This window comes from Micromonospora vulcania (assembly GCF_042658605.1).
Taxonomy (GTDB): Bacteria; Actinomycetota; Actinomycetes; order Mycobacteriales; family Micromonosporaceae; genus Micromonospora; species Micromonospora vulcania.
Window position 1 is genome coordinate 343,408 of record NZ_JBHSQS010000001.1, and the last position, 22,861, is coordinate 366,268.

At 70.4% G+C, this 22,861-nt stretch carries 18 protein-coding genes and 1 pseudogene; 12 read left to right on the forward strand and 7 right to left on the reverse strand.

Features of this window, described 5'->3' with window-relative positions:
- Nucleotides 1–119: 119 nt before the first annotated feature.
- Both ACFQGL_RS01715 and ACFQGL_RS01720 read right to left on the reverse strand, forming a co-directional pair.
- Nucleotides 120–356 (reverse strand): annotated as a pseudogene (locus tag ACFQGL_RS01715) (hypothetical protein); the annotation flags it as partial.
- Entirely contained in the window at nucleotides 353–2,155 is a 1,803-nt protein-coding gene (locus tag ACFQGL_RS01720) for a PspC domain-containing protein (protein WP_377504235.1), read from the reverse strand. The pseudogene ACFQGL_RS01715 and the gene ACFQGL_RS01720, both read right to left, overlap by 4 nt.
- Nucleotides 2,156–2,313: 158 nt before the next feature.
- Between ACFQGL_RS01720 and ACFQGL_RS01725 the strand changes: the two genes are divergently transcribed.
- From ACFQGL_RS01725 to ACFQGL_RS01760, 8 genes are all read left to right on the forward strand, one after another.
- Nucleotides 2,314–3,576: a PspC domain-containing protein gene (locus tag ACFQGL_RS01725; protein WP_377504237.1), complete on the forward strand. Its 1,263-nt coding sequence runs from the start codon at nucleotides 2,314–2,316 to the stop codon at nucleotides 3,574–3,576.
- Between the two features lie 2 nt (nucleotides 3,577–3,578).
- Nucleotides 3,579–4,265, forward strand: a complete 687-nt coding sequence (locus ACFQGL_RS01730; RefSeq protein WP_377504677.1) for a response regulator — start codon at nucleotides 3,579–3,581, stop codon at nucleotides 4,263–4,265.
- Nucleotides 4,266–4,454: 189 nt separating this feature from the next.
- Nucleotides 4,455–5,621, forward strand: coding sequence for a Cys-Gln thioester bond-forming surface protein (locus ACFQGL_RS01735; RefSeq protein WP_377504239.1), 1,167 nt, complete (start codon nucleotides 4,455–4,457; stop codon nucleotides 5,619–5,621).
- A 702-nt stretch (nucleotides 5,622–6,323) separates the two neighbouring features.
- Nucleotides 6,324–7,961 carry a peptide ABC transporter substrate-binding protein gene (locus tag ACFQGL_RS01740; protein WP_377504241.1) on the forward strand — a complete coding sequence of 546 codons (1,638 nt, stop codon included), beginning with the start codon at nucleotides 6,324–6,326 and terminating at the stop codon, nucleotides 7,959–7,961.
- A gap of 149 nt (nucleotides 7,962–8,110) precedes the next feature.
- Nucleotides 8,111–9,037, forward strand: a complete 927-nt coding sequence (locus ACFQGL_RS01745) for an ABC transporter permease (RefSeq protein ID WP_377504243.1) — start codon at nucleotides 8,111–8,113, stop codon at nucleotides 9,035–9,037.
- The gene (locus ACFQGL_RS01750) at nucleotides 9,030–9,992 is read left to right on the forward strand and encodes an ABC transporter permease (RefSeq protein WP_377504245.1); all 963 of its coding nucleotides are present in this window, start codon (nucleotides 9,030–9,032) and stop codon (nucleotides 9,990–9,992) included. The genes ACFQGL_RS01745 and ACFQGL_RS01750 overlap by 8 nt, the downstream gene beginning before the upstream one ends.
- Before the next feature lie 26 nt (nucleotides 9,993–10,018).
- Nucleotides 10,019–11,047, forward strand: a complete 1,029-nt coding sequence (locus ACFQGL_RS01755) for an ABC transporter ATP-binding protein (protein WP_377504680.1) — start codon at nucleotides 10,019–10,021, stop codon at nucleotides 11,045–11,047.
- Nucleotides 11,040–12,053, forward strand: coding sequence for an ABC transporter ATP-binding protein (locus ACFQGL_RS01760; protein WP_377504247.1), 1,014 nt, complete (start codon nucleotides 11,040–11,042; stop codon nucleotides 12,051–12,053). Before ACFQGL_RS01755 ends, ACFQGL_RS01760 begins: the two co-directional genes overlap by 8 nt.
- 105 nt (nucleotides 12,054–12,158) lie before the next feature.
- Here ACFQGL_RS01760 and ACFQGL_RS01765 read toward each other — a convergent pair whose 3' ends face one another.
- Both ACFQGL_RS01765 and ACFQGL_RS01770 read right to left on the reverse strand, forming a co-directional pair.
- Nucleotides 12,159–12,530, reverse strand: a complete 372-nt coding sequence (locus ACFQGL_RS01765) for a chorismate mutase (RefSeq protein ID WP_377504249.1) — start codon at nucleotides 12,528–12,530, stop codon at nucleotides 12,159–12,161.
- Nucleotides 12,531–12,786: 256 nt separating this feature from the next.
- Entirely contained in the window at nucleotides 12,787–14,637 is a 1,851-nt protein-coding gene (locus ACFQGL_RS01770; protein ID WP_377504251.1) for a bifunctional metallophosphatase/5'-nucleotidase, read from the reverse strand.
- Between the two features lie 133 nt (nucleotides 14,638–14,770).
- Between ACFQGL_RS01770 and pcrA the strand changes: the two genes are divergently transcribed.
- A complete protein-coding gene (pcrA, locus tag ACFQGL_RS01775) occupies nucleotides 14,771–17,176 on the forward strand; it encodes a DNA helicase PcrA (RefSeq protein ID WP_377504253.1) in 2,406 nt (801 codons plus the stop codon).
- A gap of 96 nt (nucleotides 17,177–17,272) precedes the next feature.
- Here pcrA and ACFQGL_RS01780 read toward each other — a convergent pair whose 3' ends face one another.
- A complete protein-coding gene (locus ACFQGL_RS01780) occupies nucleotides 17,273–18,028 on the reverse strand; it encodes a peptidoglycan DD-metalloendopeptidase family protein (RefSeq protein ID WP_377504255.1) in 756 nt (251 codons plus the stop codon).
- Between the two features lie 274 nt (nucleotides 18,029–18,302).
- On the reverse strand, nucleotides 18,303–19,010 hold the full coding sequence (locus ACFQGL_RS01785; protein WP_377504257.1) for a M23 family metallopeptidase: 708 nt from the start codon (nucleotides 19,008–19,010) through the stop codon (nucleotides 18,303–18,305).
- A 446-nt stretch (nucleotides 19,011–19,456) separates the two neighbouring features.
- Between ACFQGL_RS01785 and ACFQGL_RS01790 the strand changes: the two genes are divergently transcribed.
- From ACFQGL_RS01790 to sucD, 3 genes are all read left to right on the forward strand, one after another.
- Complete coding sequence (locus tag ACFQGL_RS01790) at nucleotides 19,457–19,861, forward strand: cobalamin B12-binding domain-containing protein (protein WP_377504259.1); 405 nt, start codon at nucleotides 19,457–19,459, stop codon at nucleotides 19,859–19,861.
- Nucleotides 19,862–20,292: 431 nt separating this feature from the next.
- Nucleotides 20,293–21,471, forward strand: a complete 1,179-nt coding sequence (gene sucC / locus ACFQGL_RS01795; RefSeq protein ID WP_377504261.1) for an ADP-forming succinate--CoA ligase subunit beta — start codon at nucleotides 20,293–20,295, stop codon at nucleotides 21,469–21,471.
- Nucleotides 21,472–21,473: 2 nt separating this feature from the next.
- On the forward strand, nucleotides 21,474–22,361 hold the full coding sequence (gene sucD / locus ACFQGL_RS01800) for a succinate--CoA ligase subunit alpha (protein WP_377504263.1): 888 nt from the start codon (nucleotides 21,474–21,476) through the stop codon (nucleotides 22,359–22,361).
- A gap of 163 nt (nucleotides 22,362–22,524) precedes the next feature.
- Here sucD and ACFQGL_RS01805 read toward each other — a convergent pair whose 3' ends face one another.
- Nucleotides 22,525–22,794, reverse strand: coding sequence for a DUF4190 domain-containing protein (locus ACFQGL_RS01805; RefSeq protein ID WP_377504265.1), 270 nt, complete (start codon nucleotides 22,792–22,794; stop codon nucleotides 22,525–22,527).
- Nucleotides 22,795–22,861: the final 67 nt, after the last annotated feature.

The following is a 22,861-nucleotide window of genomic DNA, read 5'->3' on the forward strand; positions in this document are numbered from 1 at the left end:
AGCTGCGCGTTCGCTGTCCCGGGTGCCGGAACCGGTCCGGGAGCGTCCCAGGTGGAGCGTTCGGCCTCCCAGGCCGGCAGGGCCGCACCGGAGGTGGGTACGCCGGAGGTCGGCTGGGTCGCCCCGGAGGTGGGCGCGATCGGCTCGGTGGCGATCGGTTCCGACCGGGCCGGTCGGCCGGAGCGCAGGGCGCCGACCAGACCGAAGACCCCGATCAGGATCAGCGCACCGGCCAGGAACCAGCCGACCGGTGGCAGGGCGAGCCCGAGCAGTTGGGCGAGCAGCCACCAGGCGGACAGGCCCAGGAACACCAGCCCGAAGGCGAACGACAGCAGATCCGTACGGTGGGCCTTCACCGGGTCACCTCCAGGTTGCCGGCATTGACATGGATGTACAGCCGCAGCTTCCCGCCGCCGGGGCCGTCGGCGCCGAGGTCGGTGGACTCCTGCAGGCGGCCGTCCAACCCGCCGGACCGGTTGCCGAAGATGGTCGCGTCGCCCGCGTTGACATCGGCCACGGTGGTGACGTCCACGTTCGGCGGGACGACCACGGTCGCCTGGCCGAAGTTGACCGCGACGGTCACCTGGGAATCCTGCTTGGCGAAGTCGAGCCCGCGTAGGTCGAGCACGGCGTCACCGAAGCTGTTCTCGTACCGGTCGGCGAGATCGCGGTGATCGGTTGGCGCCCAGGTCACCGCGCCGTCGACCCCACGGATCCGGTCGTAGGACTCGGCCACGGTGGCCGTACCCAGCGCGGCGGCGGTCACCAGGCCGAGCGCGATCAGCCAACGGGCCCGGCCGAACCACGTGCCGACCAGCAGCCCCAGCCCGATCGTGGCCAACGCGGCCGCGAAGTACGCCGACGCCCTGACGTCGAACACGTCCAGCAGGTCGAGCAGGGCGACCACGCCGAGGGCCAGGAAGATCAGCGAGAAGGTCACCGCGCCGAGCGGCGATCGCTCCCGGGGCCGCTTGGGCGGCTTGGGTGGCTTGGGCGGCGGGTACGCAGCCGCGCCCGGTGAGGCGTACGGGCCGTGCGGCGCGAACGGCGGGCGATACCCGGCCGACGGCGGCGCGGTGACCGGGTAGCCCGATGGTGCACCGGCAGCGGGTGCGCCGGTCACCGGTGCCGACGGCCAGCCGGCGCTGGACGCCTCGTTGGTCGGCCAGGCCGGCGCGGGGGGCGCCGGTGGCCAGCCCGCCTCCGGAGCCGTCGTGCCGGTCGGTCGCCCGTACTCCGGGCCCGCTCCGGACACCGGCTGTGCGCTGGTGAACGGCTGCGGACCGGTTGCCGGCCGCGCGCCGAAGGCCGGGGCGGGAACGGTCGGCGGCCCGCCCGGCGTCGCGGTGACGTACGCCGGTTCGTCGCCGGCCAGCGGTGCCGCCGACAGTGGGCCGGTGGGCGGCGCGACGGCAGGTTCCGGTGCCGGCCACGCGACCGGCGGGACGGGCCCGGGTGGCGTACCGATCGGCCCGGACGGCACGGGGCCGCCGGGCGTACCGGGCTGTGGCCCCCGGCTGTCCCGGTTGAGCAGCAGCGCACCGCCGATCAGGATGGCCGCGCCGAGCAGCACCGCGCGGAAGGCATCGGTGACGATGTAGCCGAAGCTGGCCGCGACCAGGATGCCCAGGACGATCACGGTCACCGGGGACATGCTGGACCGGCCGCGGCCGAGCATGGACTCCACCGGCGAGGCGGTGTCGCCCTCGTTCGGAATGATCAGCCACGCGGCGACGTACACCAGGATGCCGATGCCGCCGAAGAAGCCGAGCACCGCGAGCAGCACCCGCCAGAGCACCGGGTCGGTGTTGGTGGCCCGTCCGATCGCGGCGCAGACCCCGGCCAGGTAGCGCCCGTCGCGCGGCCGGACCAGCCCGTACCGCGAGGTGAAGCCGGCGCCGCCCAGCGGCGGTGGCGGCACACCCGGGCCGGAACCACCCGGCCCCGGTGGTGTCGCCCCGCCCCCGCCCGCCCCGTAGCCGGTGCCGGGCGCGAAGCCGGCGCCGGGCCCGTGGCCCGCGCTGGCGGCGCCGGTGGTCGGGCCGAACGTGGTGGGCTCGGTCCAGCCGGAGGGTGTGGTGGTTGGCGGGGGCGGTGATGCACCGCCCGGCTGTGCCGACCCGGGTCGGGGCGGCGGGGCAGCTTCCTCGGTCATGCCTCGATCCTGCTGCCCGGCTGGCCCGAGCGACCTCAGGATCCGACCCTGACCCCACCCTGAGATCCGGGGGGCCGGAATGTCGGGGGCGTCCCCGTGGTCGTGGGCGTCGCAGCGTGTGACGATCGAATCCACCGACCTCGACCAGCCCCGCCACCGTGACCAGGGAGCCTCCGATCAGCACCGTGACCCCGCCCTCGCGCCTCTACCGCGCCCCCGAGCACCGGATGGCCGCCGGCGTCGCCGCCGGTATCGCCGACCACCTCGGCATCTCGGTGCTGCGGGTGCGCGTCGCGTTCATGGTGCTGCTCGGGCTGAGCGGGCTCGGCCTGCTGCTCTACGCGGCCTTCTGGGCGGTGGTGCCGCTGCGGCCCGGCGACAGCGCAATGCCGCCCCGGCGGGACGTGGCTCAGCTCCTGCCGTTCGTGGGGATCGGGCTCGGCGTCCTGCTGATCCAGGTGATGGTCTTCGACTCGGTGGGCGCGGCGGGCACCGCCGGCTGGCTGGTGGCCATCATCGCGGTCGGTGCCGGGGTCATCTGGCACCAGTCCGCCCCCGAGCGGCGGCGACGGTGGGGCGACGCGCCGGTGCCGTGGCTCGGCGCGGTCGTCGAGGAGAGTGACCGGCGGGCCTTCGTGCTCCGGTTCATCGGTGGCGGGGTGCTGGTCGCGGTCGGCATCATCGGTGTCGCGGCGGTCTACTCGCCGGCGCAGAACTTCGACGCGGTGATCAACGGTGTGATCTTCGCGCTGGTCGGGCTCGCCGGGGTGGGCGTGGTCGCCGCGCCGGTGCTGTGGCGGACGTACAACCAGCTCCGGTCGGAGCGCGAGGGGCGCATCCGCGAGCAGGAGCGGGCCGAACTGGCCGCCATGGTGCACGACCAGGTGCTGCACACCCTGGCGCTGATCCAGCGCAACGCCAGCGACGTCAAGACGGTGCAGCGGCTGGCCCGGGGGCAGGAGCGATCGCTGCGCAACTGGCTCTACAAGCCCACCGCCTCGCCGAACGAGCGCCTGGCCGCCGCTCTCGAACAGGCCGCGGCCGAGGTCGAGGACACCTTCGCGATCACGGTGGAGGCGGTGGTGGTCGGTGACCGGGAAACCGACGAACGGGTCGGCGCGCTGGTCGCTGCCGCGCGGGAGGCGTTGGTGAACGCGGCCCGGCACGCCGGGGTGCAGACCGTGTCGCTCTTTGCCGAGGCGGAGCCCGATCAGGTCAGCGTCTTCGTGCGGGACCGGGGTGCGGGCTTCGATCCGGATACCGTGGAGGACCACCGGCACGGAGTACGCGGCTCGATCATCGGGCGGATGAAGCGGCACGGCGGACGGGCCGAGATCCGGTCCAGCCCGGGGGAGGGGACCGAGGTCCGGTTGATCCTGCCGATCTCCCGGGACTCCTCCACAGCGGAGAGGAACAGATGACCATGGCCGACCAGTCGACGGAGCACCTCGACCCGGCGGACGCCCGCCCCGAGCGGCTGCGGGTGTTCCTGGTGGACGACCACGCCATGTTCCGCGCCGGGGTGCGCGCGGAGTTGGGCGCACACGTCGAGGTGGTGGGCGAGGCGAGCACGGTGGCCGAGGCGGTCACCCGGATCGCCGCCACCGGACCGGACGTGGTGCTGCTCGACGTGCACATGCCCGACGGCGGCGGACGGGCGGTGCTGGAGGCGATGCGGCGTACCCACCCGCAGGTCAAGTTCCTGGCGCTCAGCGTCTCCGACGCGGCGGAGGACGTGATCGGGCTGATCCGCGCGGGTGCCCGGGGCTACGTCACCAAGACCATCTCCCCGGACGAGCTGGCCGCGGCGATCCGTCGGGTCGCCGACGGCGACGCGGTGTTCAGCCCTCGGCTGGCCGGGTTCGTGCTGGACGCCTTCGCGGCCCGGCCGGACGCCCCGGTGGCCGACCCGGAGCTGGACCAGCTCACCAACCGGGAGCGGGAGGTGCTGCGGCTGCTCGCCCGGGGGTACGCGTACAAGGAGATCGCGAAGGAGCTGTTCATCTCGATCAAGACGGTGGAGACGCACGTGTCGAACGTGCTGCGCAAGCTTCAGATGTCCAACCGCTACGAGCTCTCCCGTTGGGCGGCGGACCGCCGGCTGGTGTGACCGATTCCTCTGCACCGGCATTTGGGGCACATGCCACGGATGCCGCCGTTCGGGGCTGACAAACGATCAAGCTTCGTCCCATAATTCCCCGGTTCCACCTCCGCGTGTGGGTGCTGCGCATCCCGCGGAGGTGGTCCACGCGGTACCCGCGTCTGCGGGTGACCCCTGGGGAGAGGTGCACGAATCCTGATGTTCGGACAACGAGGACGACGCTGGGCGCGGATCGCGCTGGCGACCGTGGCCGGTGGCACGCTGGCGCTCGGCTTCGCCGGCCCGGCCGCCGCCGAGGGCCCGGCCACCGGTGTGGCCGAGGCGGTCAAGGGCACCGGCGTCACGCTGAAGCTCGACGGCAAGCAGCGCAGCACGTCGGCGCTCGCGCTGCGGATCGACGGCAAGTCGGTGCCGGCGTTCTGCATCGACTACCACACCAACGTGAAGCTGAACGGGTCGTACGAGGAGGGCACCTGGGACGAGTCCCAGGTGCAGAACCTCGGCAAGGTGCAGTGGGTGCTCACCCACGGCTACCCGAACGGCGAGACCGGCGCCCTGCTCACCGCCGCTGGCGCCACCGCGCCGACGGGGATCGACAAGGACCGGCTGGGCACGCTGCTCTACTTCGGCACCCAGACGGCCGTCTGGCACTTCAGCGACGGCATTGAGCTGGGCGACTGGGAGCAGGGCCTGCTCGCCCGCGAGCAGTACGACGTGATCCAGAAGGTCCGCAACTACCTGGTCCAGCACGCCACCGACCAGCCGGAGCCGCGCGCCGAACTGGCCGTGGATCCGGCCAACGCCACCGCGACGGTCGGCGGCAAGGCCGGCCCGTTCACGGTCAAGGGGCCGGCCGGTGACATCACCGTCGCGGCCACCGGCGGCGCGGCGGTCGACGCCGAGGGCAAGCCGGTCACCACGACTACCAACGGTGGCCAGTTCTGGCTGGCTGCCGAGGGCGCCGGCACGGTCACCGTGACGCTGACCGCGCAGGACTCGGTCTCCTTCGGCCGGGTGTTCCTGTTCACCGGTGGCAAGGCGCAGAAGCTGATCCTCGGCGGCAGCACCGGCGCCACGGTCACCGCCCGGGCAGCGGCCGCGTTCACCGCCGCCCCGTCGCCGTCGCCGTCCACCGCGACGCCGACCCCGAGCGCCTCGCCGTCGCCGGCCACCCCCTCGGCCACTCCGTCGGCGTCGACGCCGGTCAGCCCGGCCCCGTCCACCTCGCCGGCGAGCAGCGGCGGCGGCCTGCCGCTGACCGGCTCGCCGATCGCGACGGCGGCCACCGCCGGTGTGCTGCTGCTCGCCGCGGGCGCGGTGGCCGTCCTGCTGGTCCGCCGGCGCAAGGTCCGCTTCACGGCCTGATTCCCTCGGTCTCCGACGTCGGCCCTGGCACCGCCCCATGCGGTGCCGGCGCCGGTGTCGGTGGCGGGCAGTGTCCGTGTCACCACCCAGAGTTCACAATGGTCGCTGGCTGGCTGCGGCGAGGATCAGACGGCCGCCGTCGACGCCCTCCCCCGCCCAGCCGGTGATCGCGCCCGGGAAGCCGACGCCGGTATCGTCCGGACGGGCAGACCTGCCATCCGCGCGACGAGGATCGGGACGTGCGGGACCGGGGGCGGAACGGCTCGCTGGTACCGGGTCCACGCTTGAACGCCACGGCCCGGCGTGGCAACGTATTTCCTGCTCAAAGCAGCCCAAGCCGACCGGTTTATGATCATTTTTCAAGTATCGGCAACGTGGCGGGCAACTAACGGCTTGATAACGGCACCTTCACGGAAGCGGCCAGTGGGTGTCACAGTGGCAGCACCTCACCCTCGGTGTGTGGCACTCCGTACGGTCCATGACCACGTCTCTTGCCGTTCCGCGGCGGATTCGTGGCTGTGTCGCCTGCGTCGGGTCACACCTCGTCGGATGGGGAGCCCGGCGGATCGGTACATCAGGGGTGTCCCCGACTTCCCTGTGGATCTCGGCGACCCGCGCCCCCGGGTGGTCGGGCGGTGTCACCCCCATACGTGCGTGAAAACCACGACGGAACCAGGTTTGAGAAAGAGGAGGCCCCTCGGAATGAGAGTCTCGAAGCGGGCGACGGGCGCGATCGCGCTCAGCGCGGCCGCCGTGCTTGTCGCGAGCGGTTGCCAGACCAGTGATGACGGCGACGCTGCCGCCAGCACGGACGGCTCAATCGTCATCCACGGTGTCCAGCCGGAGAACCCGCTGGTCCCGGCGAACACCACGGAGACCGGCGGCGGGAAGGTCATCGACTGGCTGTGGACCGGCCTGGTCGAGTACCCGAACGACGGTGGGGCCCCGCGCAACGCGCTGGCCGAGTCCATCGACACCAAGGACTCGAAGGTCTTCACGATCAAGATCAAGAAGGGTACCAAGTTCCACGACGGTACCGAGGTGAAGTCGAAGAACTTCGTCGACGCCTGGAACTGGGCCGCCTACTCGCCGAACGGCGCGCAGAACGGCACCTTCTTCTCTGACATCCAGGGCTTCGACCAGACCTACACCTCCGACCCGGATGGTCCGGACGGCCCGAAGAAGGCCCCGGCGCCGACGGCCGAGAAGCTCTCCGGTCTGAAGGTCATCGACGAGCAGACCTTCGAGGTCACCCTGGCGGCGCCGACCGCGGTCTTCCCGACCAAGCTCGGCTACAGCGCCTTCATGCCGCTGCCGGACGTGTTCTTCACCCAGAAGCCGGAAGACTTCGGCAAGAAGCCGATCGGTAACGGCCCGGTGAAGTTCGTGTCGTGGGACGACAACGTGCTCATCAAGCTGACCCGCTTCGATGACTACAACCTGCGCGACACCATGAAGATCAAGGACGTCGACGTCAAGCTGTACCAGGACGAGACGGCGGCCTACAACGATCTGCTGGCCAACAACCTCGACTTCATGGAGACGGTCCCCACCTCGGCGCTCGCCGGCGACAAGTGGAAGACCGACCTCGGCGACCGTGGCCTCAACACCACCACGCCGTCGACCGCGCTGATCGCGTTCCCGCTGTACGACAAGCGCTTCCAGAACGCGAAGCTGCGTCGTGCCGTGTCGCTGGCGATCAACCGGCAGGAGATCTCGGACAAGATCTTCTTCGGTACCCGCAAGCCGGCCGACAGCTGGGCGAACCCGCTGACCCCGGGCGCCAAGCCGGGTAACTGCACCGCCTGCAAGTTCGACCCGACCCAGGCCAAGCAGCTCCTCACCGAGGCCGGTGGCTTCACCGGTGAGATGGTCTTCTACTACAACGCCGACTCCAGCCACAAGGACTGGATGGACGCGGTCGCGCAGCAGATCAAGACCAACCTCAACATCAACGCCCGGGCCGAGGGTGTTCCGACCTTCGCGGTCTTCCGTGCGAACATCAACGCGCACAAGATGGCCGGCCCGTACCGTGCCGCCTGGCAGCAGGACTACCCGGACGTGGAGAACTGGGTCAACCCGCTCTACGTCACCAACGGTTCCTCGAACGACGGCCTCTTCAGCAACCCGCAGGTCGACGCCCTGGCCAAGCAGGCCAGCGCCGCCCCCAGCCTGGAGGCCTCGCACGAGGCGTTCAGCAAGGCGGTCGAGATCGTCGACCAGGAGGTCCCGAGCATCCCGATCTACTTCTACGGTCAGCAGTCCGGCCACTCGGAGAAGATCAAGAAGCTCGAGCTGAACAACGTCGGTGAGCTCGACATCACCTCGGTCGTGCTCTGATCCGAACGGTCTGACCCCGGGTCGGGCTCGCCACATCCGGTGAGCCCGACCCGGGGCCGTTCCGCGAGTGAGTGTTACAACATGTCACTCGCCACGTTGTCACCACCGTGTCGGCCGTCCGACGCGCCCCCTGTCTGGAGGACCACCCCATGGGCCGTTATCTGTTGAGACGGCTGCTCCAACTCGTGCCGGTCTTCATCGGTACGACGTTCCTGATCTACACCCTCGTCTGGGCCGTTCCGGGCGATCCGTTCGCCGGTAAGTGCGGCGAGCGTCGCTGCCCGGACCAGTACATCGCCTTCATGACCGAGAAGTACCACCTCGATCAGAACATCATCGTGCAGTACGCCAACTACATGAAGAACCTGCTCCAGGGCGACTTCGGCCAGACGTTCTCGCAGCGCGAGATCAGCGACATCATCCTGACGTCGTACCCGAACACCCTGAAGCTGGCCCTGGTGGCGCTCGCCATCGAGGCCATCATCGGCCTCGGCGCCGGCGTGCTGACCGGTCTGCGGCGTAACGGCTTCCTCGACAACCTGGTCCTGGTCTCCACGCTCTTCCTGATCGCGCTGCCGGTCTTCGTGGTCGGCTTCCTGCTTCAGTGGCTGCTGGGCGTGCAGTGGGGCATCATCAAGCCGACCGTCTCCTCCGAGATGCGGATCTCCGAGCTGATCGTTCCGGGCTTCGTGCTCGGTAGCGCGTCAGTGGCATACATAGCCCGGGTCGCACGAACGAGCATCGCGGAGAACCGCCGTGCCGACTACGTGCGTACCGCCATCGCAAAGGGCCTCCCGATGCGCCGGGTGGTGGGTGTGCACCTGCTGCGCAACTCGCTCATCCCGGTGGTCACCCTGCTCGGCACCGACCTCGGTGCCCTGATGGGCGGCGCGATCGTCACCGAAGGCATCTTCGGCATCAACGGAATCGGCCGCCAGGTCTTCCGCGCGATCGTCACCAAAGAGAGCGCTACCGTGGTAGGGATCGTGGTCGTACTGGTACTGGTCTATCTCGTGATGAACCTGCTGGTCGACCTGCTCTACGCCGCCCTGGACCCGAGGATCCGCTATGAGTGACCCGAGTACCGCATCGATCGTCAGCACCCCTGCCGCGCATCCGACCGACACCCCGGTCGCCGCCGGGGCACCGCAGAGCAACGAGAAGCCGCGCGGCCTGCTCGGCGACGCCTGGCTGGACCTTCGGCGCAAGCCGTTGTTCTGGATCTCGGCCACGCTGATCGTCATCTTCCTGCTGATGGCGGCCTTCCCCGGGCTGTTCGCTCCGGGTGACGCGGTCAACGGCACGCTGGACCGCAGCCTGGTGAAGCCGGGCGCGGACGGCTGGTTCGGGTACGACCTGCAGGGCCGGGACGTCTACGCCCGGGTCATCTACGGCGCACGGGCCTCCATCGTGGTCGCCGTGCTCTCCGTGATCGGCACCCTGCTGGTCGGCGGCACCATGGGCATCATCGCCGGCTACCGCGGTGGCTGGGTCGACGGTCTGCTCAGCCGGATCGCCGACGTCTTCTTCGGTCTGCCCTTCGTGCTCGGCGCGATCGTCATCCTGACCACGTTCAACGGGTCGGGCAGCACCAACAGCAAGGCCGACATCATGGGCCTGGTGACGATCTCGCTGATCGTGCTGAGCTGGCCGGTCGTGATGCGGCTGATGCGTTCCTCGGTGCTCGCCACCAAGGAGGCCGACTACATCGTCGCGGCCCGTGCGCTGGGTGCCGGCACCGGCCGGATCATCCTCAAGCACCTGCTGCCGAACTGCCTGGCCCCGCTGCTGGTCTACGGCACGATCATGGTCGGCTCGTTCATCGGCGCCGAGGCCACCCTGTCGTTCCTGGGCGTTGGCCTGCGGTCGCCAGTGGTGTCCTGGGGCATCATGATCAACGACGGGCAGCAGTTCATCCGGGTCGCGCCGGGGCTGGTGTTCTTCCCCGCCGCGTTCCTCGTCACCGCTGTGCTGAGCTTCGTGATGCTCGGTGAGGCGGTCCGCGAGGCCCTCGATCCGAAACTCCGCTAGGGGAGATCCAGTTGTCCGACATTCTCGTGTCCGAGCATTCCGCGCCGGGAACCGGCGGATCCGGACGTCCCTCCGGCCGGCTGCTCGAGGTCGACGACCTGCGGGTGGAGTTCCGCACCCGGGACGGCGTCGCCAAGGTCATCAACGGGGTGACGTACCACGTCGACGCGGGGGAGACCCTCGCCGTGCTCGGCGAGTCCGGCTCCGGTAAGAGCGTCACGGCGCAGACCATCATGGGCATCCTGGACACCCCGCCCGGTTTCGTCACCGGCGGGCAGGTGCGCTTCCACGGCAAGGACATGCTGCGCATGTCCAACGAGGAGCGCCGCCGCATCCGCGGTGAGGGCATTGCGATGATCTTCCAGGACGCGCTCTCCGCCCTGAACCCGGTGTTCACCGTCGGGTTCCAGATCGCCGAGCAGTTCCGGATCCGGCGCGGCATGGGCCGCTCGGCGGCCAAGAAGCGCGCGATCGAGATGCTCGACCAGGTCAAGATCCCGAACGCCAAGGACCGGTTCAACAACTACCCGCACCAGTTCTCCGGCGGTATGCGGCAGCGCGCGATGATCGCGATGTCGCTGGCGCTCGACCCGGAGGTGCTGATCGCGGACGAGCCGACCACCGCGCTCGACGTGACCGTGCAGGCCCAGATCATGGACCTGCTCGCGGAGCTTCAGCGTGAGCGGCAGATGGGCATGATCCTGATCACCCACGACCTCGGCGTGGTCGCCGATGTCGCGGACCGGATCGCGGTCATGTACGCGGGCCGGATCGTCGAGGAAGCCGACGTGTACGACCTGTACGCCAAGCCGGCGCACCCGTACACGATCGGCCTGATCGACTCGATCCCGCGGCTGGACGAGAAGGGGCAGCAGCTCCGGACGATCAAGGGCCTCCCGCCGAACCTGATGAACATCCCGCCGGGCTGCCCGTTCAACCCGCGCTGCCCCATGGCTCAGCCGGTGTGCCGGGAGCAGCTCCCGCCGCTGCTGCAGGTCGGCAACGCCCGGGCCAGCGCCTGCCACTTCGCCGAGGAGCTGGTGAACCGTGTCTGACAACATCCTCGAGGTCCGTGACCTGGTCAAGCACTACCCCGTCACCCAGGGCGTGGTGTTCAAGAAGACCGTCGGTCAGGTCAAGGCGGTCGACGGCGTCTCGTTCGGTCTGCGTGCCGGCGAGACGCTCGGCGTGGTCGGCGAGTCCGGCTGCGGCAAGTCGACCCTCGCCCGGGTACTGATGAACCTGGAGAGGCCGACCGCCGGCAGCGTGGTCTACAAGGGCCAGGACATCTCCAAGCTCTCCGGTGGGGCGCTGCGGCGCCTCCGTCGGCAGATCCAGCTGGTGATGCAGGACCCGTACACCTCGCTGAACCCTCGGATGACCGTCGGTGACCTCATCGGCGAGCCGTTCGAGATCCACCCGGAGGTGGCGCCGAGGGGCAGCCGTCGGGGCAAGGTCCGGGAGCTGCTCGACCTGGTCGGGCTCAACCCGGAGCACATCAACCGGTACCCGCACCAGTTCTCCGGCGGTCAGCGCCAGCGCATCGGCATCGCCCGGGCGCTCGCACTGCGGCCCGAGGTCATCGTCTGTGACGAGCCGGTGTCGGCGCTGGACGTCTCCATCCAGGCCCAGGTGATGAACCTGCTGGAGCAGCTGCAGGGCGAGTTCGGGCTCTCGTACGTCTTCATCGCACACGACCTGTCGGTGGTTCGCCACCTGTCGGACCGCGTCGCGGTGATGTACCTCGGCAAGATCGTCGAGATCGGCACCGAGGACGAGATCTACGAGCGGCCGACCCACCCGTACACCCAGGCGCTGCTCTCCGCGGTGCCGGTGCCGGACCCGACCCAGCGCGAGAACAAGACGATCATCCGGCTCACCGGTGACGTGCCGTCGCCGATCAGCCCGCCCTCGGGCTGCCGGTTCCGGACCCGCTGCTGGAAGGCGCAGAACGTCTGCGCCGAGCAGGTTCCGCTGCTGGAGATCCGGCGCGACTCGGACCACCCGAGCGCCTGCCACTTCGCGGAACGACGCGAGATCGTCGCCACCCACGAGGCGTGAGTCATCGGAACCGCCTGCCGACGTCACCACGACGACGGCAGGCGGTTTCGTCTGTCCGGGGCCAGGCACCCCCGGATCGTCGCCGAGCGGGGCGGCCAGGGCGGCTCACAGCGGGCCGCGGCCCGCTCGCAGCAGCAGCAGCGCCAGTTGGGTGCCGTCGGCCCCGAGAGCGGTCCGGAAACGCTCCAGGATGTCCCGTTCCCGGGAGAGCACCAGGCGCGTCCCGCCGGAGGCCATCCGGGTCGCCCCGACCTCCTGGGACAGCGCGGCCCGCTCCTGCCAGAGCGCGACCAGCGCATTGTCGATCTCGTCGATCCGTTCCCTGATCTGCACGATCCGCGCGGCGGCCGTCGGCTCCGCGGTGCCGGTCAGCGCCCCGGCCGGCTGTGCCGTCGCCGGCTCACTCCCGCTCGCCGAAGGCTGCTCCGCCCCCGACCGGGTCGGCCCGCCGCTGTGATCCACCACGTCTGTCATCATCGGGTACCCCTCGCACTGTGGTGCCCGGTGCCCGGATCCCGGGACGAAAAAGCCCCGGGCTCCAGGAGCCCGGGGCTTTCGTAGGTCTGATTGATCAGGCGCGACCTACGGCTGCCGGACTCCCGGTGCCGTAGTAAAAGTAGTAGCGCTCAGCGATCACGCCGTCGAGTATGCCCATGCCGTCGGCCGGTTCGCAAGCGGTTCGCCCGGACGGCACCCGTGCGGCGACCCGAGCGGGCCGCCGCACGGCGCCGAATCAGCCCAGTCGGGTGATCCGGTCGGCCGGCCCGGGCACCACCGGGCCGCCGGCCCCGAGGTACGCGACCAGCGCGTCGACGTCGAAGCCGGGAGCGGTGGCCCGGTCCGTGCCGCCGGTCAGCTCACTGAACCCGTCACCACCGTTGGCCAGGAAGTCGTTGGTGGTGACCCGGTAGCTGGCGGCCGGATCCACCGGCGTGCCGCCCAGCGTGAGCGCGCTCACCCGGGAGCCGGCCGGTGCGGTGCTGTCGTAGGAGTAGGCGAACCCGGTGGAGACCTGCAGGACGCGCTGGGTGGTCTGCCCGTTGAAGCCGACGAACTGCTGCTCCAGGACGTTCTTGAGCTGAGCCCCGGTGAGCGTCTGGGTGACCACCAGGTTGTTGAACGGCTGGACCGTGAACGCCTCACCGTAGGTGATCTCACCCGGCGCCTCACCGCCCGCGGACGCCGCGTACGGCAGCGAGGCCCGGATGCCGCCCGGGTTCATCAGGGCGATCTGCGCACCGGCCGACGCGGTGTACGCCAGCTGGGCGTCGGCGATCACGTCGCCGAGCGGGCTCTCCTGGTTGGGACGCACGTCCCGGACGATGTCCGCACTGATCCGGCCCACCACCCGGTTGGCGATCGGCGCGACGGCCGTCCGGTACTTGTCGGCCAGCGCCTTGGCGCGCGGGTCCACCAGATCGGGGTTGCGCACGTAGCTGCCGGGCGCGCTCTGCTGCCAGGCGCCGTCCGGGTTGCGTACGCCGTTCTCGACGATCACGTTGCGGGCCGAGATGCTGGTGAACCGACCGCTGCGCCGGTCCAGCGAGTAGTCGATGTCGGTGACCAGCTGACCGTTGGTGCCGGCGCTGGTGACCACGCTCGGCGCACCTGAGGAGTTCGGCAGCGAGCAGGAGTAGAAGCGGTGCGTGTGCCCGGAGACGACCAGGCCGAACTCCGGTCGCAGGCCGCGGACGATGTCCACGATCGGGCCGGAGAAGTTGGCGCAGTCGGAGACGCCCGGGGTGCTCGGCGGCGCGGACTGCGCCCCGCCCTCGTGCACCAGCAGCACCATGGCCTTCACGCCGAAGAGCTTGAGCAGGCCGCCCCACTTGTTGGCGGTCTCCACCTCGTCCTTGAACTCGACCGAGGTGATGCCGGCCGGGTTGACGATGCCGGGGGTGCCCTCCAGGGTGACCCCGACGAAGCCGACCGGCACGCCGCCGACCAGCTTGATGTCGACCGGGGGCAGGATCGGCAGCTTGGTCTTCTTGTTGATCGTGTTGGCGGCCAGGTAGGTGAACTTGGCGCCGGCGAAGCCGTCGCCGTCCTGACATCCGTCGACCGGGTGGCAGCCGCCCTTGTTGATCCGGAGCAGCTCGCCGATGCCCTCGTCGAACTCGTGGTTGCCGACCGAGCTGATGTCCAGACCGATCTCGTCCATCAGCTCGATGGTCGGCTCGTCGTGGAAGGCCGCGCTGACCAGCGGGCTGGCGCCGATCAGGTCGCCGGCGCCGACCGTGGTCGTCTGCCGCCCCTCGGCGGCAGCTTCGGCGCGCAGCCGCTTCAACCAGGTGGCGAGGTATTCCACGCCGCCGGCCGGAGTGCCGTTGACCACCGCGCCGCTGCCACCCGGGGGGTCGATGGCGCCGTGGAAGTCGTTGTAGCTGAGCAGGTTGCCCCGGATCTCCCCGCCGGTCGAGGCGGCGTAGGAGACGGCGACCGGGGCGAGGGCACCGGGCCCGGCCGTGGCCGGGGCCGAGGTGCGGCCCGTGGCGAGCGGCAGCGTGGCGACGACGGCCAGCGCAAGGGCGGGCGCGGCCAGGTGGCGCAGCGCCCTGCGACCGCGCGAGCGCGGGTGGGTCATGGTGTTCTCCCAAAGGTGTACGAGGGGAGGAGCCGTGCTTTCACCGACATCGTTCTGCATCAAGGTCGGACGCGCCACCCGCGGCACCGGGCGATCCGGAAGTGTCCGGCCAGCGGCATAGAATTGGCGCGCGATGCATCCTCTCTTCGACATTCCCGCGTCCCCGCCTGCGCCGGAGTCCGCGCCGGCCCGTCCGGACCGGCCCCGGCCAGCCGCCGTCCGCCTCGATCCGCAGCAGCTCCTCGCCGGGCTGAACGGGCCGCAGCGCGACGCGGTCAGCCATGCCGGTTCGCCGCTGCTGATCGTGGCCGGCGCCGGCTCCGGCAAGACCCGGGTGCTCACCCATCGGATCGCCTACCTGTTGGCCGCACGGGACGTGCATCCCGGGGAGATCATCGCGATCACCTTCACCAACAAGGCCGCCGGTGAGATGAAGGAGCGGGTCGCCGCGCTGGTCGGCCCGCGGGCACGGCTGATGTGGGTGTCGACGTTCCACTCCGCGTGCGTCCGGATCCTGCGCGCCGAGCACGAGCACGCCGGCCTCAAGTCGACGTTCTCGATCTACGACGCGGACGACTCCCGCCGGCTGATGCAACTGGTCACCCGCGAGCTGGATCTCGACCCCAAGCGCTACCCGGCACGCGGGCTGGCCGCTCAGGTCTCCAACCTGAAGAACGAGCTGGTCGACCCGGAGCAGTTCGCCGCGCGGGCCACGGGGCCCAACGAGCGGGCGCTGGCCGAGGCCTACACGCTCTACCAGCGGCGGCTGCGCGAGGCGCACGCGCTGGACTTCGACGACCTGATCATGACCACGGTGCACCTGCTCCAGTCCCACCCGCACGTCGCGGAGAGCTACCGGCGTCGGTTCCGGCACGTCCTGGTCGACGAGTACCAGGACACCAACCACGCCCAGTACGTCCTGATCAAGGAACTGGTCTCCGGCACCGAGGGGTTGGAGCCGGCCGAGCTGTGCGTGGTCGGCGACGCCGACCAGTCGATCTACGCGTTCCGGGGCGCGACGATCCGCAACATCCTGGAGTTCGAACGGGACTTCACCGACGCGCGAACGATCCTGCTGGAGCAGAACTACCGCTCCACCCAGACCATCCTCAACGCGGCCAACGCGGTGATCGACCGGAACACCTCCCGAAAGCCGAAACGGCTGTGGAGCGAGGCCGGCGCCGGTGAGCAGATCGTCGGCTACGTGGCCGACACCGAGCACGCCGAGGCGGACTGGGCGGCCCGGGAGATCGACCGGCTGGTCGACGCCGACGAGACCCGTCCCGGCGACGTCGCGGTCTTCTACCGCACCAACGCTCAATCCCGCGTCTTCGAGGAGGTGTTCATCCGGGTCGGCCTGCCCTACAAGGTGGTCGGCGGGGTGCGCTTCTACGAGCGCAAGGAGGTCCGTGACGCGCTGGCCTACCTGCGGTCGGTGGTCAACGACGACGACACGGTGAGCCTGCGCCGGGTGCTCAACACGCCGCGCCGGGGGATCGGCGACCGCGCGGAGGCGTGTGTCGAGGCACTCTCCAGCCGCGACCGGATCTCCTTCGGCGCGGCACTGCGCCGGGCCCGGGAGGCTCCGGGCATCTCCAGCCGGGCGGCAAACGGCATCGCCGACTTCGTGGCGTTGCTCGACGGCGCCCGGGAGTTGGCCGAGACCGGCACCCCGGAAGAGGTGCTGGAGGCGCTGCTGACCCGTTCGGGCTACCTCACCGAGCTGGAGGAGAGCCTGGACCCGCAGGACGCCGGTCGGGTCGACAACCTCCAGGAGTTGGTCAGCGTCGCCCGGGAGTACACCGAGCGGATCGAGGCGCTGGGCGAGGAGGGGGAGCGGGCCACCCTGGCCGGTTTCCTGGAGCAGGTCGCGTTGGTCGCCGACGCCGACCAGATCCCCTCCGACGACCCCGACCACCAGGGCGTGGTCACCCTGATGACGCTGCACACCGCCAAGGGGCTGGAGTTCCCGGTGGTCTTCCTGACCGGGCTGGAGGACGGCGTCTTCCCGCACCTGCGCTCGCTGGGCGACACCCGTGAGCTGGAGGAGGAGCGCCGGCTGGCGTACGTCGGCATCACCCGGGCCCGGCAGCGGCTCTACCTGTCCCGGGCGGTGACCCGATCGGCCTGGGGGCAGCCGGCCTACAACCCGCCCTCGCGGTTCCTGGAGGAGCTGCCGACCGAGTTGGTGCACTGGGAGCGCACCGAGGGGTCGTACACCTCATGGGCTGGTGGGGGCGGCGGCGTCGGCGGTCGCGCGGACCGCGCGCCCGGCGGGCGGGGCAATTTCGCCGGGGGCACCCCGAAGGCCGCGCAGCTCGCCAAGCGGCTCGGCGTGGACGCCAGCCGCCTGACCACGGCCAGCGAGCTGCCGCAGGGGCCCAAGGTAGCGGCCGGCGACCGGGTCAACCACCAGCGCTACGGGCTGGGGCGGGTGGTCGCTGTCGAGGGGCACGGCCCGGGTGCCCGCGCGCAGATCGACTTCGGCGACCAGACCATGTGGTTGGTGCTGCGGCACGCCCCGATCGACAAGCTCTGACCGCAGGGCAACTGCGCCACATCCAGGAAAGAGTGGCCTCGGGCGGTGCTGAGGCCACTCTTTCCGGTTGTTGCGCGGAGTGTGCGGGGTGCTTCTTCAGCAGCCCAGGTCGACGCCGCGCGCCCGCATGAACGGGGCCGGGTCGATCTGGTTCCACATGCCCTGGTGCACCTCGAAGTGCAGGTGCGGGCCGGTGGCGTCGCCGGTCGCGCCCTCGTAGCCGATCACCTGACCGGCCTTGACCTTCTGGCCGACGGTGACCGCGATGCGGCTCTGGTGGGCGTAGTGGGTCAGGTAACCGTTGCCGTGGTCGACGAAGACGGAGTTGCCGTACCCGTCGTTGGCGTCGCCGGCCTGGACCACCGTTCCGGCGGCTGCGGCGTGGATCGGCGTGCCGGAGGGCAGGGCGAGGTCGATGCCGGCGTGCAGGGTGCCCCAGCGCTGTCCGTAGCAGGACGTGACCGGGGCGCCCGGCATCGGGTCGACCCAGGCCGGCGTGGGCTTGGTGGTCTTCTTCGGCTTCGGCTTGGGCTTCGCGGTGGCTGTCGTCGTCGGCGTCGGGCTGGCGCTGGCCGCCGTCGGGCTCGCCGAGGGGAGCACGGGCGCGGTCGACTCGCGGGCGGACCGGTCCGCCCGGCTGGCCGCCTCGGCCCGCGACTGGGCGTCGAGGGAGACGGCGGCGGGGGCCGAGTGCCCCGGCCCCGTGGTGGCGACGGCGACCCCGCCAAGGCCGAGCGCGACCAGGGCGGCCGCGCCGAGCACGATGAGGCGGTTCCGTCGGCGGGAGCGCTGTGGCTGCTCGGCGGTGCTGTCGGGGGTGTTCTCGTTCTGGACGGGGCTGTCTTCCTGCACGGCGGACCTTCACAGTCGAGGGGGCACTTGACCTCGAAATACTGGTGTCGGTCGGTGTGGCGCCGGGAGGTGGGACCGGCCGGTCGACCGGCCCGCGCGGCCACCCCTGCCCGCATTCGTCCTGCTCCGTGGAGACTCGTCCGTTATAAGGATCTTGTTCGGTTGTTGTGCCGCTCACAGTCGGTGGTGTGACCGGGGATACATCTCACCGGGTGCCGCAATGAAAAACCGCCCGGATCGACAGATCCGGGCGGTCAACGGTCGTGACGCAGCGTCAGGAGCCGGCTACCTCGCTGTAGATTGCCTCGACTTGCAGCTTGATGTCCACTCCGCGCTCCTGAAGGAACGGCACCGGGTCGGTCGGCTGGCCCTTGACATGGACCTCAAGGTGCAGGTGGACGCCGTACGCGTGGCCGGTGGCACCCACCAGGCCGAGCTGGTCGCCGGCCTTGACCTGCTGCCCCTCGCGGACGCTCACCGCGGAGGAGTGGCCGTAGATGGCCTCGCTGCCGTCGGCGTGCTGGACGATCACCGCGTTGCCGTAGCCGCCGAACCAGCCGGCCTTGGTGACCGTTCCGTCGTGGATCGCCACGAACGGCGTGCCCTCGGGGGCGACCAGGTCGACGCCGGTGTGCAGCTTGCCCCAGCGCAGCCCGTAGGGGGAGTTGAAGTCGTAGCCCTGCAGTGGCAGCAGCCAGACCTCGGGCTCGGCCGCATCCTTGCCCCGGCTGTCCCGGGAGGCGCGATCGGCGTTGTCGGCGCGGGCGGCGGCGTCCTGGCTGGTGACCGACGCCTGCTTGAGGTCGTCGAGGACCGCCGAGCTGACGTCCTTGGCGTCCGGCATGGCACCCGCGCCGAGCGCGACGATGCCGGCGCCGACGAACGCGGTGGTGACCACCGCGGCGTAACGGCTGCGTGGGGGGGTGGGTACGCGGCGTCGACCGCGATATCTATCGGGCTCAGACGACAGGCGCTGGCGCACGCACACCCTCCGTTGTCGGGGTTCCGAGGCGACCAGCGGGCGTTCGTGAAGCTCCAATGAACGTCTGCTGACCGCGTCGTCACCCGTCCATGGACCTGATGACAACCGTGGACACGTTAGCCAACCACCAGGCGAGTCACAAGCCAGACGGTAAAACTGGCGTGTCGATCTGTCCGTTTGCGTCCATGATTGTCATGCCTCGTGACGCCAAACGGTGCCCTCGTTACTGCCCGTTCGTCGCCGAGCGTGACCGGTCCGGCGGAGTCGTCCGGCTTCACGTCACGGGCCGCCGGATCACGTCGCGACGGCGCTTTGTCGGCGCGGCGGCCATGACCAGCGACGCCCCCGGCCGCCACGCGGGTTCCGGCCCGGATTTCCCGGGCCCGGTCGGCCGGGTTACCGTTCGTTCAGGTGAAGGCCGTGGAGCCGGTGAAAGGTGTGCGTTGATGAGCTCTCGCATTCGGGTCGTCGTCGCGAAGCCCGGTCTGGACGGCCACGACCGGGGCGCCAAGGTGGTCGCGCGTGCCCTGCGGGACGCCGGCATGGAGGTCGTCTACACGGGCCTGCACCAGACTCCCGAGCAGATCGTGGAGACCGCCATCCAGGAGGACGCCGACGCGGTCGGTCTGTCCGTCCTCTCCGGCGCGCACATGACGCTCTTTCGCCGGGTGCTGGAACTACTCGGTGAGCGGGACGCCCGCGACATCGTCGTCTTCGGTGGCGGCATCATCCCGGACGCCGACATTCCGGAGTTGACGAAGCTGGGTGTCGCCAAGATCTTCACGCCGGGCGCCACGACCGCGTCGATCGTCGAGTGGGTCCGGCAGAACGTCGCGCAGCCGGTCGGCTGAGGCACGCCGAAACGGGGCGTCGAACGATTTTGGGTACGGGGGAGGGGCCGGACGCACCCCTCACACGTCCGGCCCCTCTATGCACGATGCCCCGCCGCCACCCCTCGACCGACAGGGCATCGGCCGTATCCCGTCTTTGCGCTGCTCAGCGCGCCGACACCTGACTCAACGACGCCCCGACAGGCGGGTTACGGACCCCCGGCAACATCGCCCGGACGGTTGACGCCGCCCGCGCCGTGCCCGGAATTGGCCGCGATCGACGGCCGAATGTGCATTACCGCACACCGTGCACCCGCTCGGTTGCCGGCGGTGCCCACCTCGCTAGGCTGCGGCCAATGGCCTGTTTCAAGTGATGACAGGCGTCAAACTGTTTTTCGAACGCTGGTGGCGGCGCGACGGCGCGCCGCGGAGACGGGACGGGACGCGCAATCGTGGACCTGTACGAGTACCAGGGGCGGGACCTGTTCGAGCGGCACGGCTTGCCCGTGCTGGCCGGCGGCGTCGCCACTACCCCGGAGGAGGCCCGCGCGATCGCCGAACGCCTCGGCGGTCGGGTGGTCGTCAAGGCGCAGGTGAAGGTCGGCGGCCGAGGCAAGGCCGGCGGCGTCAAGCTCGCCGAGGGCGCCGAGGAGACGGTGGCCCGTGCCACCGACATCCTCGGCATGGACATCAAGGGTCACACCGTCCACAAGGTCATGATCACCGTGACCGCGGACGTGGCCGAGGAGTACTACTTCTCGTACCTGCTCGACCGGGCGAACCGCACCTTCCTCTGCATCGCCAGCGTCGCCGGCGGCATGGACATCGAGCAGGTCGCCGCGGACACCCCCGACAAGGTGGTCAAGGCCCCGATCGACGCCGTCAAGGGCGTGGACGAGGCGAAGGCCCGCGAGATCGTCACCGCCGCCGGCTTCCCGGCCGAGGTCGCCGACCAGGTCGTCGAGGTGGCCGTCGGCCTGTGGCAGGCGTTCGTCGCCGAGGACGCCACGCTGGTCGAGGTGAACCCGCTGGCCAAGAACGGTGACGGTCGGCTCCTGCTGCTGGACGCCAAGATCAGCCTGGACGAGAACGCCGCGTTCCGGCACCCGGACCACGAGGCGCTGGTCGACCAGGCCGCCGTGGACCCGCTGGAGCAGGCCGCCAAGGCCAAGGACCTCAACTACGTCAAGCTCGACGGCGAGGTCGGCATCATCGGCAACGGCGCGGGTCTGGTCATGTCGACCCTCGACGTGGTCGCGTACGCCGGCGAGCGGCACGGCAACGTCAAGCCGGCCAACTTCCTCGACATCGGTGGCGGCGCGAGCGCCGCGGTGATGGCCAACGGGCTGGAGATCGTGCTCTCCGACCCGGCCGTGAAGAGCGTCTTCGTCAACGTCTTCGGCGGCATCACCGCCTGCGACGAGGTCGCCAACGGCATCATCCAGGCGCTGGCCCTGCTCGAGCAGCGCGGCGAGCAGGTCACCAAGCCGCTCGTCGTCCGGCTCGACGGCAACAACGCCGAGGCCGGCCGGGCGATCCTGGACGGGGCGAACAACCCGCTCGTGCAGCGGGTGGACACCATGGACGGTGCGGCCGAGCGGGCCGCCGAGCTGGCAGCTGCGGGGGTCTGATCATGGCTATCTGGCTGACCAAGGACTCGAAGGTCATCGTCCAGGGGATGACCGGTTCCGAGGGTTCCAAGCACACCCGGCGGATGCTCGCCGCCGGCACCAACGTCGTCGGTGGCGTCAACCCGCGCAAGGCGGGCCAGAAGGTCGACTTCGACGGCACCGAGCTGCCGGTCTTCGCGTCCGTGGCGGACGCCATGGCCGAGACCGGTGCCGACGTGACGGTCATCTTCGTGCCGCCGCAGTTCACCAAGGCCGCCGTGGTCGAGGCGATCGACGCCGCGATCCCGCTGGCCGTGGTGATCACCGAGGGCGTGCCGGTGCACGACACCGCCGCGTTCTGGGCGTACAACGTGCAGCAGGGTGAGCAGACCCGGATCATCGGGCCGAACTGCCCGGGCATCGCCTCGCCGGGCGCGTCCAACGCCGGCATCATCCCGGCCGACATCACCGGCTCCGGCCGGATCGGCCTGGTCAGCAAGAGCGGCACGCTGACCTACCAGATGATGTACGAGCTGCGTGACATCGGCTTCTCCACCTGCGTCGGCATCGGTGGCGACCCGATCATCGGGACCACCCACATCGACGCCCTGGCGGCGTTCGAGGCCGACCCGGAGACCGACGCCATCGTCATGATCGGTGAGATCGGTGGCGACGCCGAGGAGCGGGCCGCCGAGTTCATCAAGGCCAACGTCACCAAGCCGGTGGTCGGCTACATCGCCGGCTTCACCGCGCCTCCCGGCAAGACCATGGGCCACGCCGGGGCCATCATCTCCGGCTCGGCCGGCACCGCCGAGGCGAAGCAGGCGGCGCTGGAGGCGGTCGGGGTCAAGGTCGGCAAGACGCCGACCGAGACCGCCCGCCTGATGCGGGAGATCATGTCCGGCAGCTGAGCCGGCCAGGCAGCAGCGAAAGGGGTCGACCGGAACCGGTCGGCCCCTTTCGGCGTACCACACCGGATGTGCGCGGCTGCGTATGCTGCCGGGCGTGCTGACGGTCGAGCGGTTGCGCGCCGGGTACCGGCGGCAACTCGTCGGGTGACCGCCCCGCACCGGCTCAGTCGTTGTTGTTCCAGAACGGGTAGTTTCCGGTCGAGTGCAGGATCGCGCTGCCGATGATATTGATCACGCCGAACGCGACGGCGAGATAGCCGAGCAGCGGGGACTGACCGGACCGCCGAGCGTCGCGGATGGACAGATAGCCGAAGATGATGCCGAGGACACCGCAGCAGATCAGGCCGAGCACGATGCCCAGCACACCCCAGAGCGTGGTGCGGTCCCGGCCTCTGGCCGGCGGTGGCGTGGGCGGCGGGTATGCGGTCGTCACGGCGTCCTCCGGGCGATGGTGGGCGGCGAGCCGGTCCGGATCGCGACCGGTGGGTCCGACCGGTTGG

Bases quoted from the DNA above. Each gene is read 5' to 3' on its own strand.
- ACFQGL_RS01720 (WP_377504235.1), bottom strand. From the start codon at position 2,155: ATGACCGAGGAAGCTGCCCCGCCGCCCCGACCCGGGTCGGCACAGCCG.
- ACFQGL_RS01730 (WP_377504677.1), top strand. From the start codon at position 3,579: ATGGCCGACCAGTCGACGGAGCACCTCGACCCGGCGGACGCCCGCCCC.
- ACFQGL_RS01735 (WP_377504239.1), top strand. From the start codon at position 4,455: ATGTTCGGACAACGAGGACGACGCTGGGCGCGGATCGCGCTGGCGACC.
- ACFQGL_RS01740 (WP_377504241.1), top strand. From the start codon at position 6,324: ATGAGAGTCTCGAAGCGGGCGACGGGCGCGATCGCGCTCAGCGCGGCC.
- ACFQGL_RS01745 (WP_377504243.1), top strand. From the start codon at position 8,111: ATGGGCCGTTATCTGTTGAGACGGCTGCTCCAACTCGTGCCGGTCTTC.
- ACFQGL_RS01750 (WP_377504245.1), top strand. From the start codon at position 9,030: ATGAGTGACCCGAGTACCGCATCGATCGTCAGCACCCCTGCCGCGCAT.
- ACFQGL_RS01765 (WP_377504249.1), bottom strand. From the start codon at position 12,530: ATGATGACAGACGTGGTGGATCACAGCGGCGGGCCGACCCGGTCGGGG.
- ACFQGL_RS01770 (WP_377504251.1), bottom strand. From the start codon at position 14,637: ATGACCCACCCGCGCTCGCGCGGTCGCAGGGCGCTGCGCCACCTGGCC.
- pcrA (WP_377504253.1), top strand. From the start codon at position 14,771: ATGCATCCTCTCTTCGACATTCCCGCGTCCCCGCCTGCGCCGGAGTCC.
- ACFQGL_RS01790 (WP_377504259.1), top strand. From the start codon at position 19,457: ATGAGCTCTCGCATTCGGGTCGTCGTCGCGAAGCCCGGTCTGGACGGC.
- sucD (WP_377504263.1), top strand. From the start codon at position 21,474: ATGGCTATCTGGCTGACCAAGGACTCGAAGGTCATCGTCCAGGGGATG.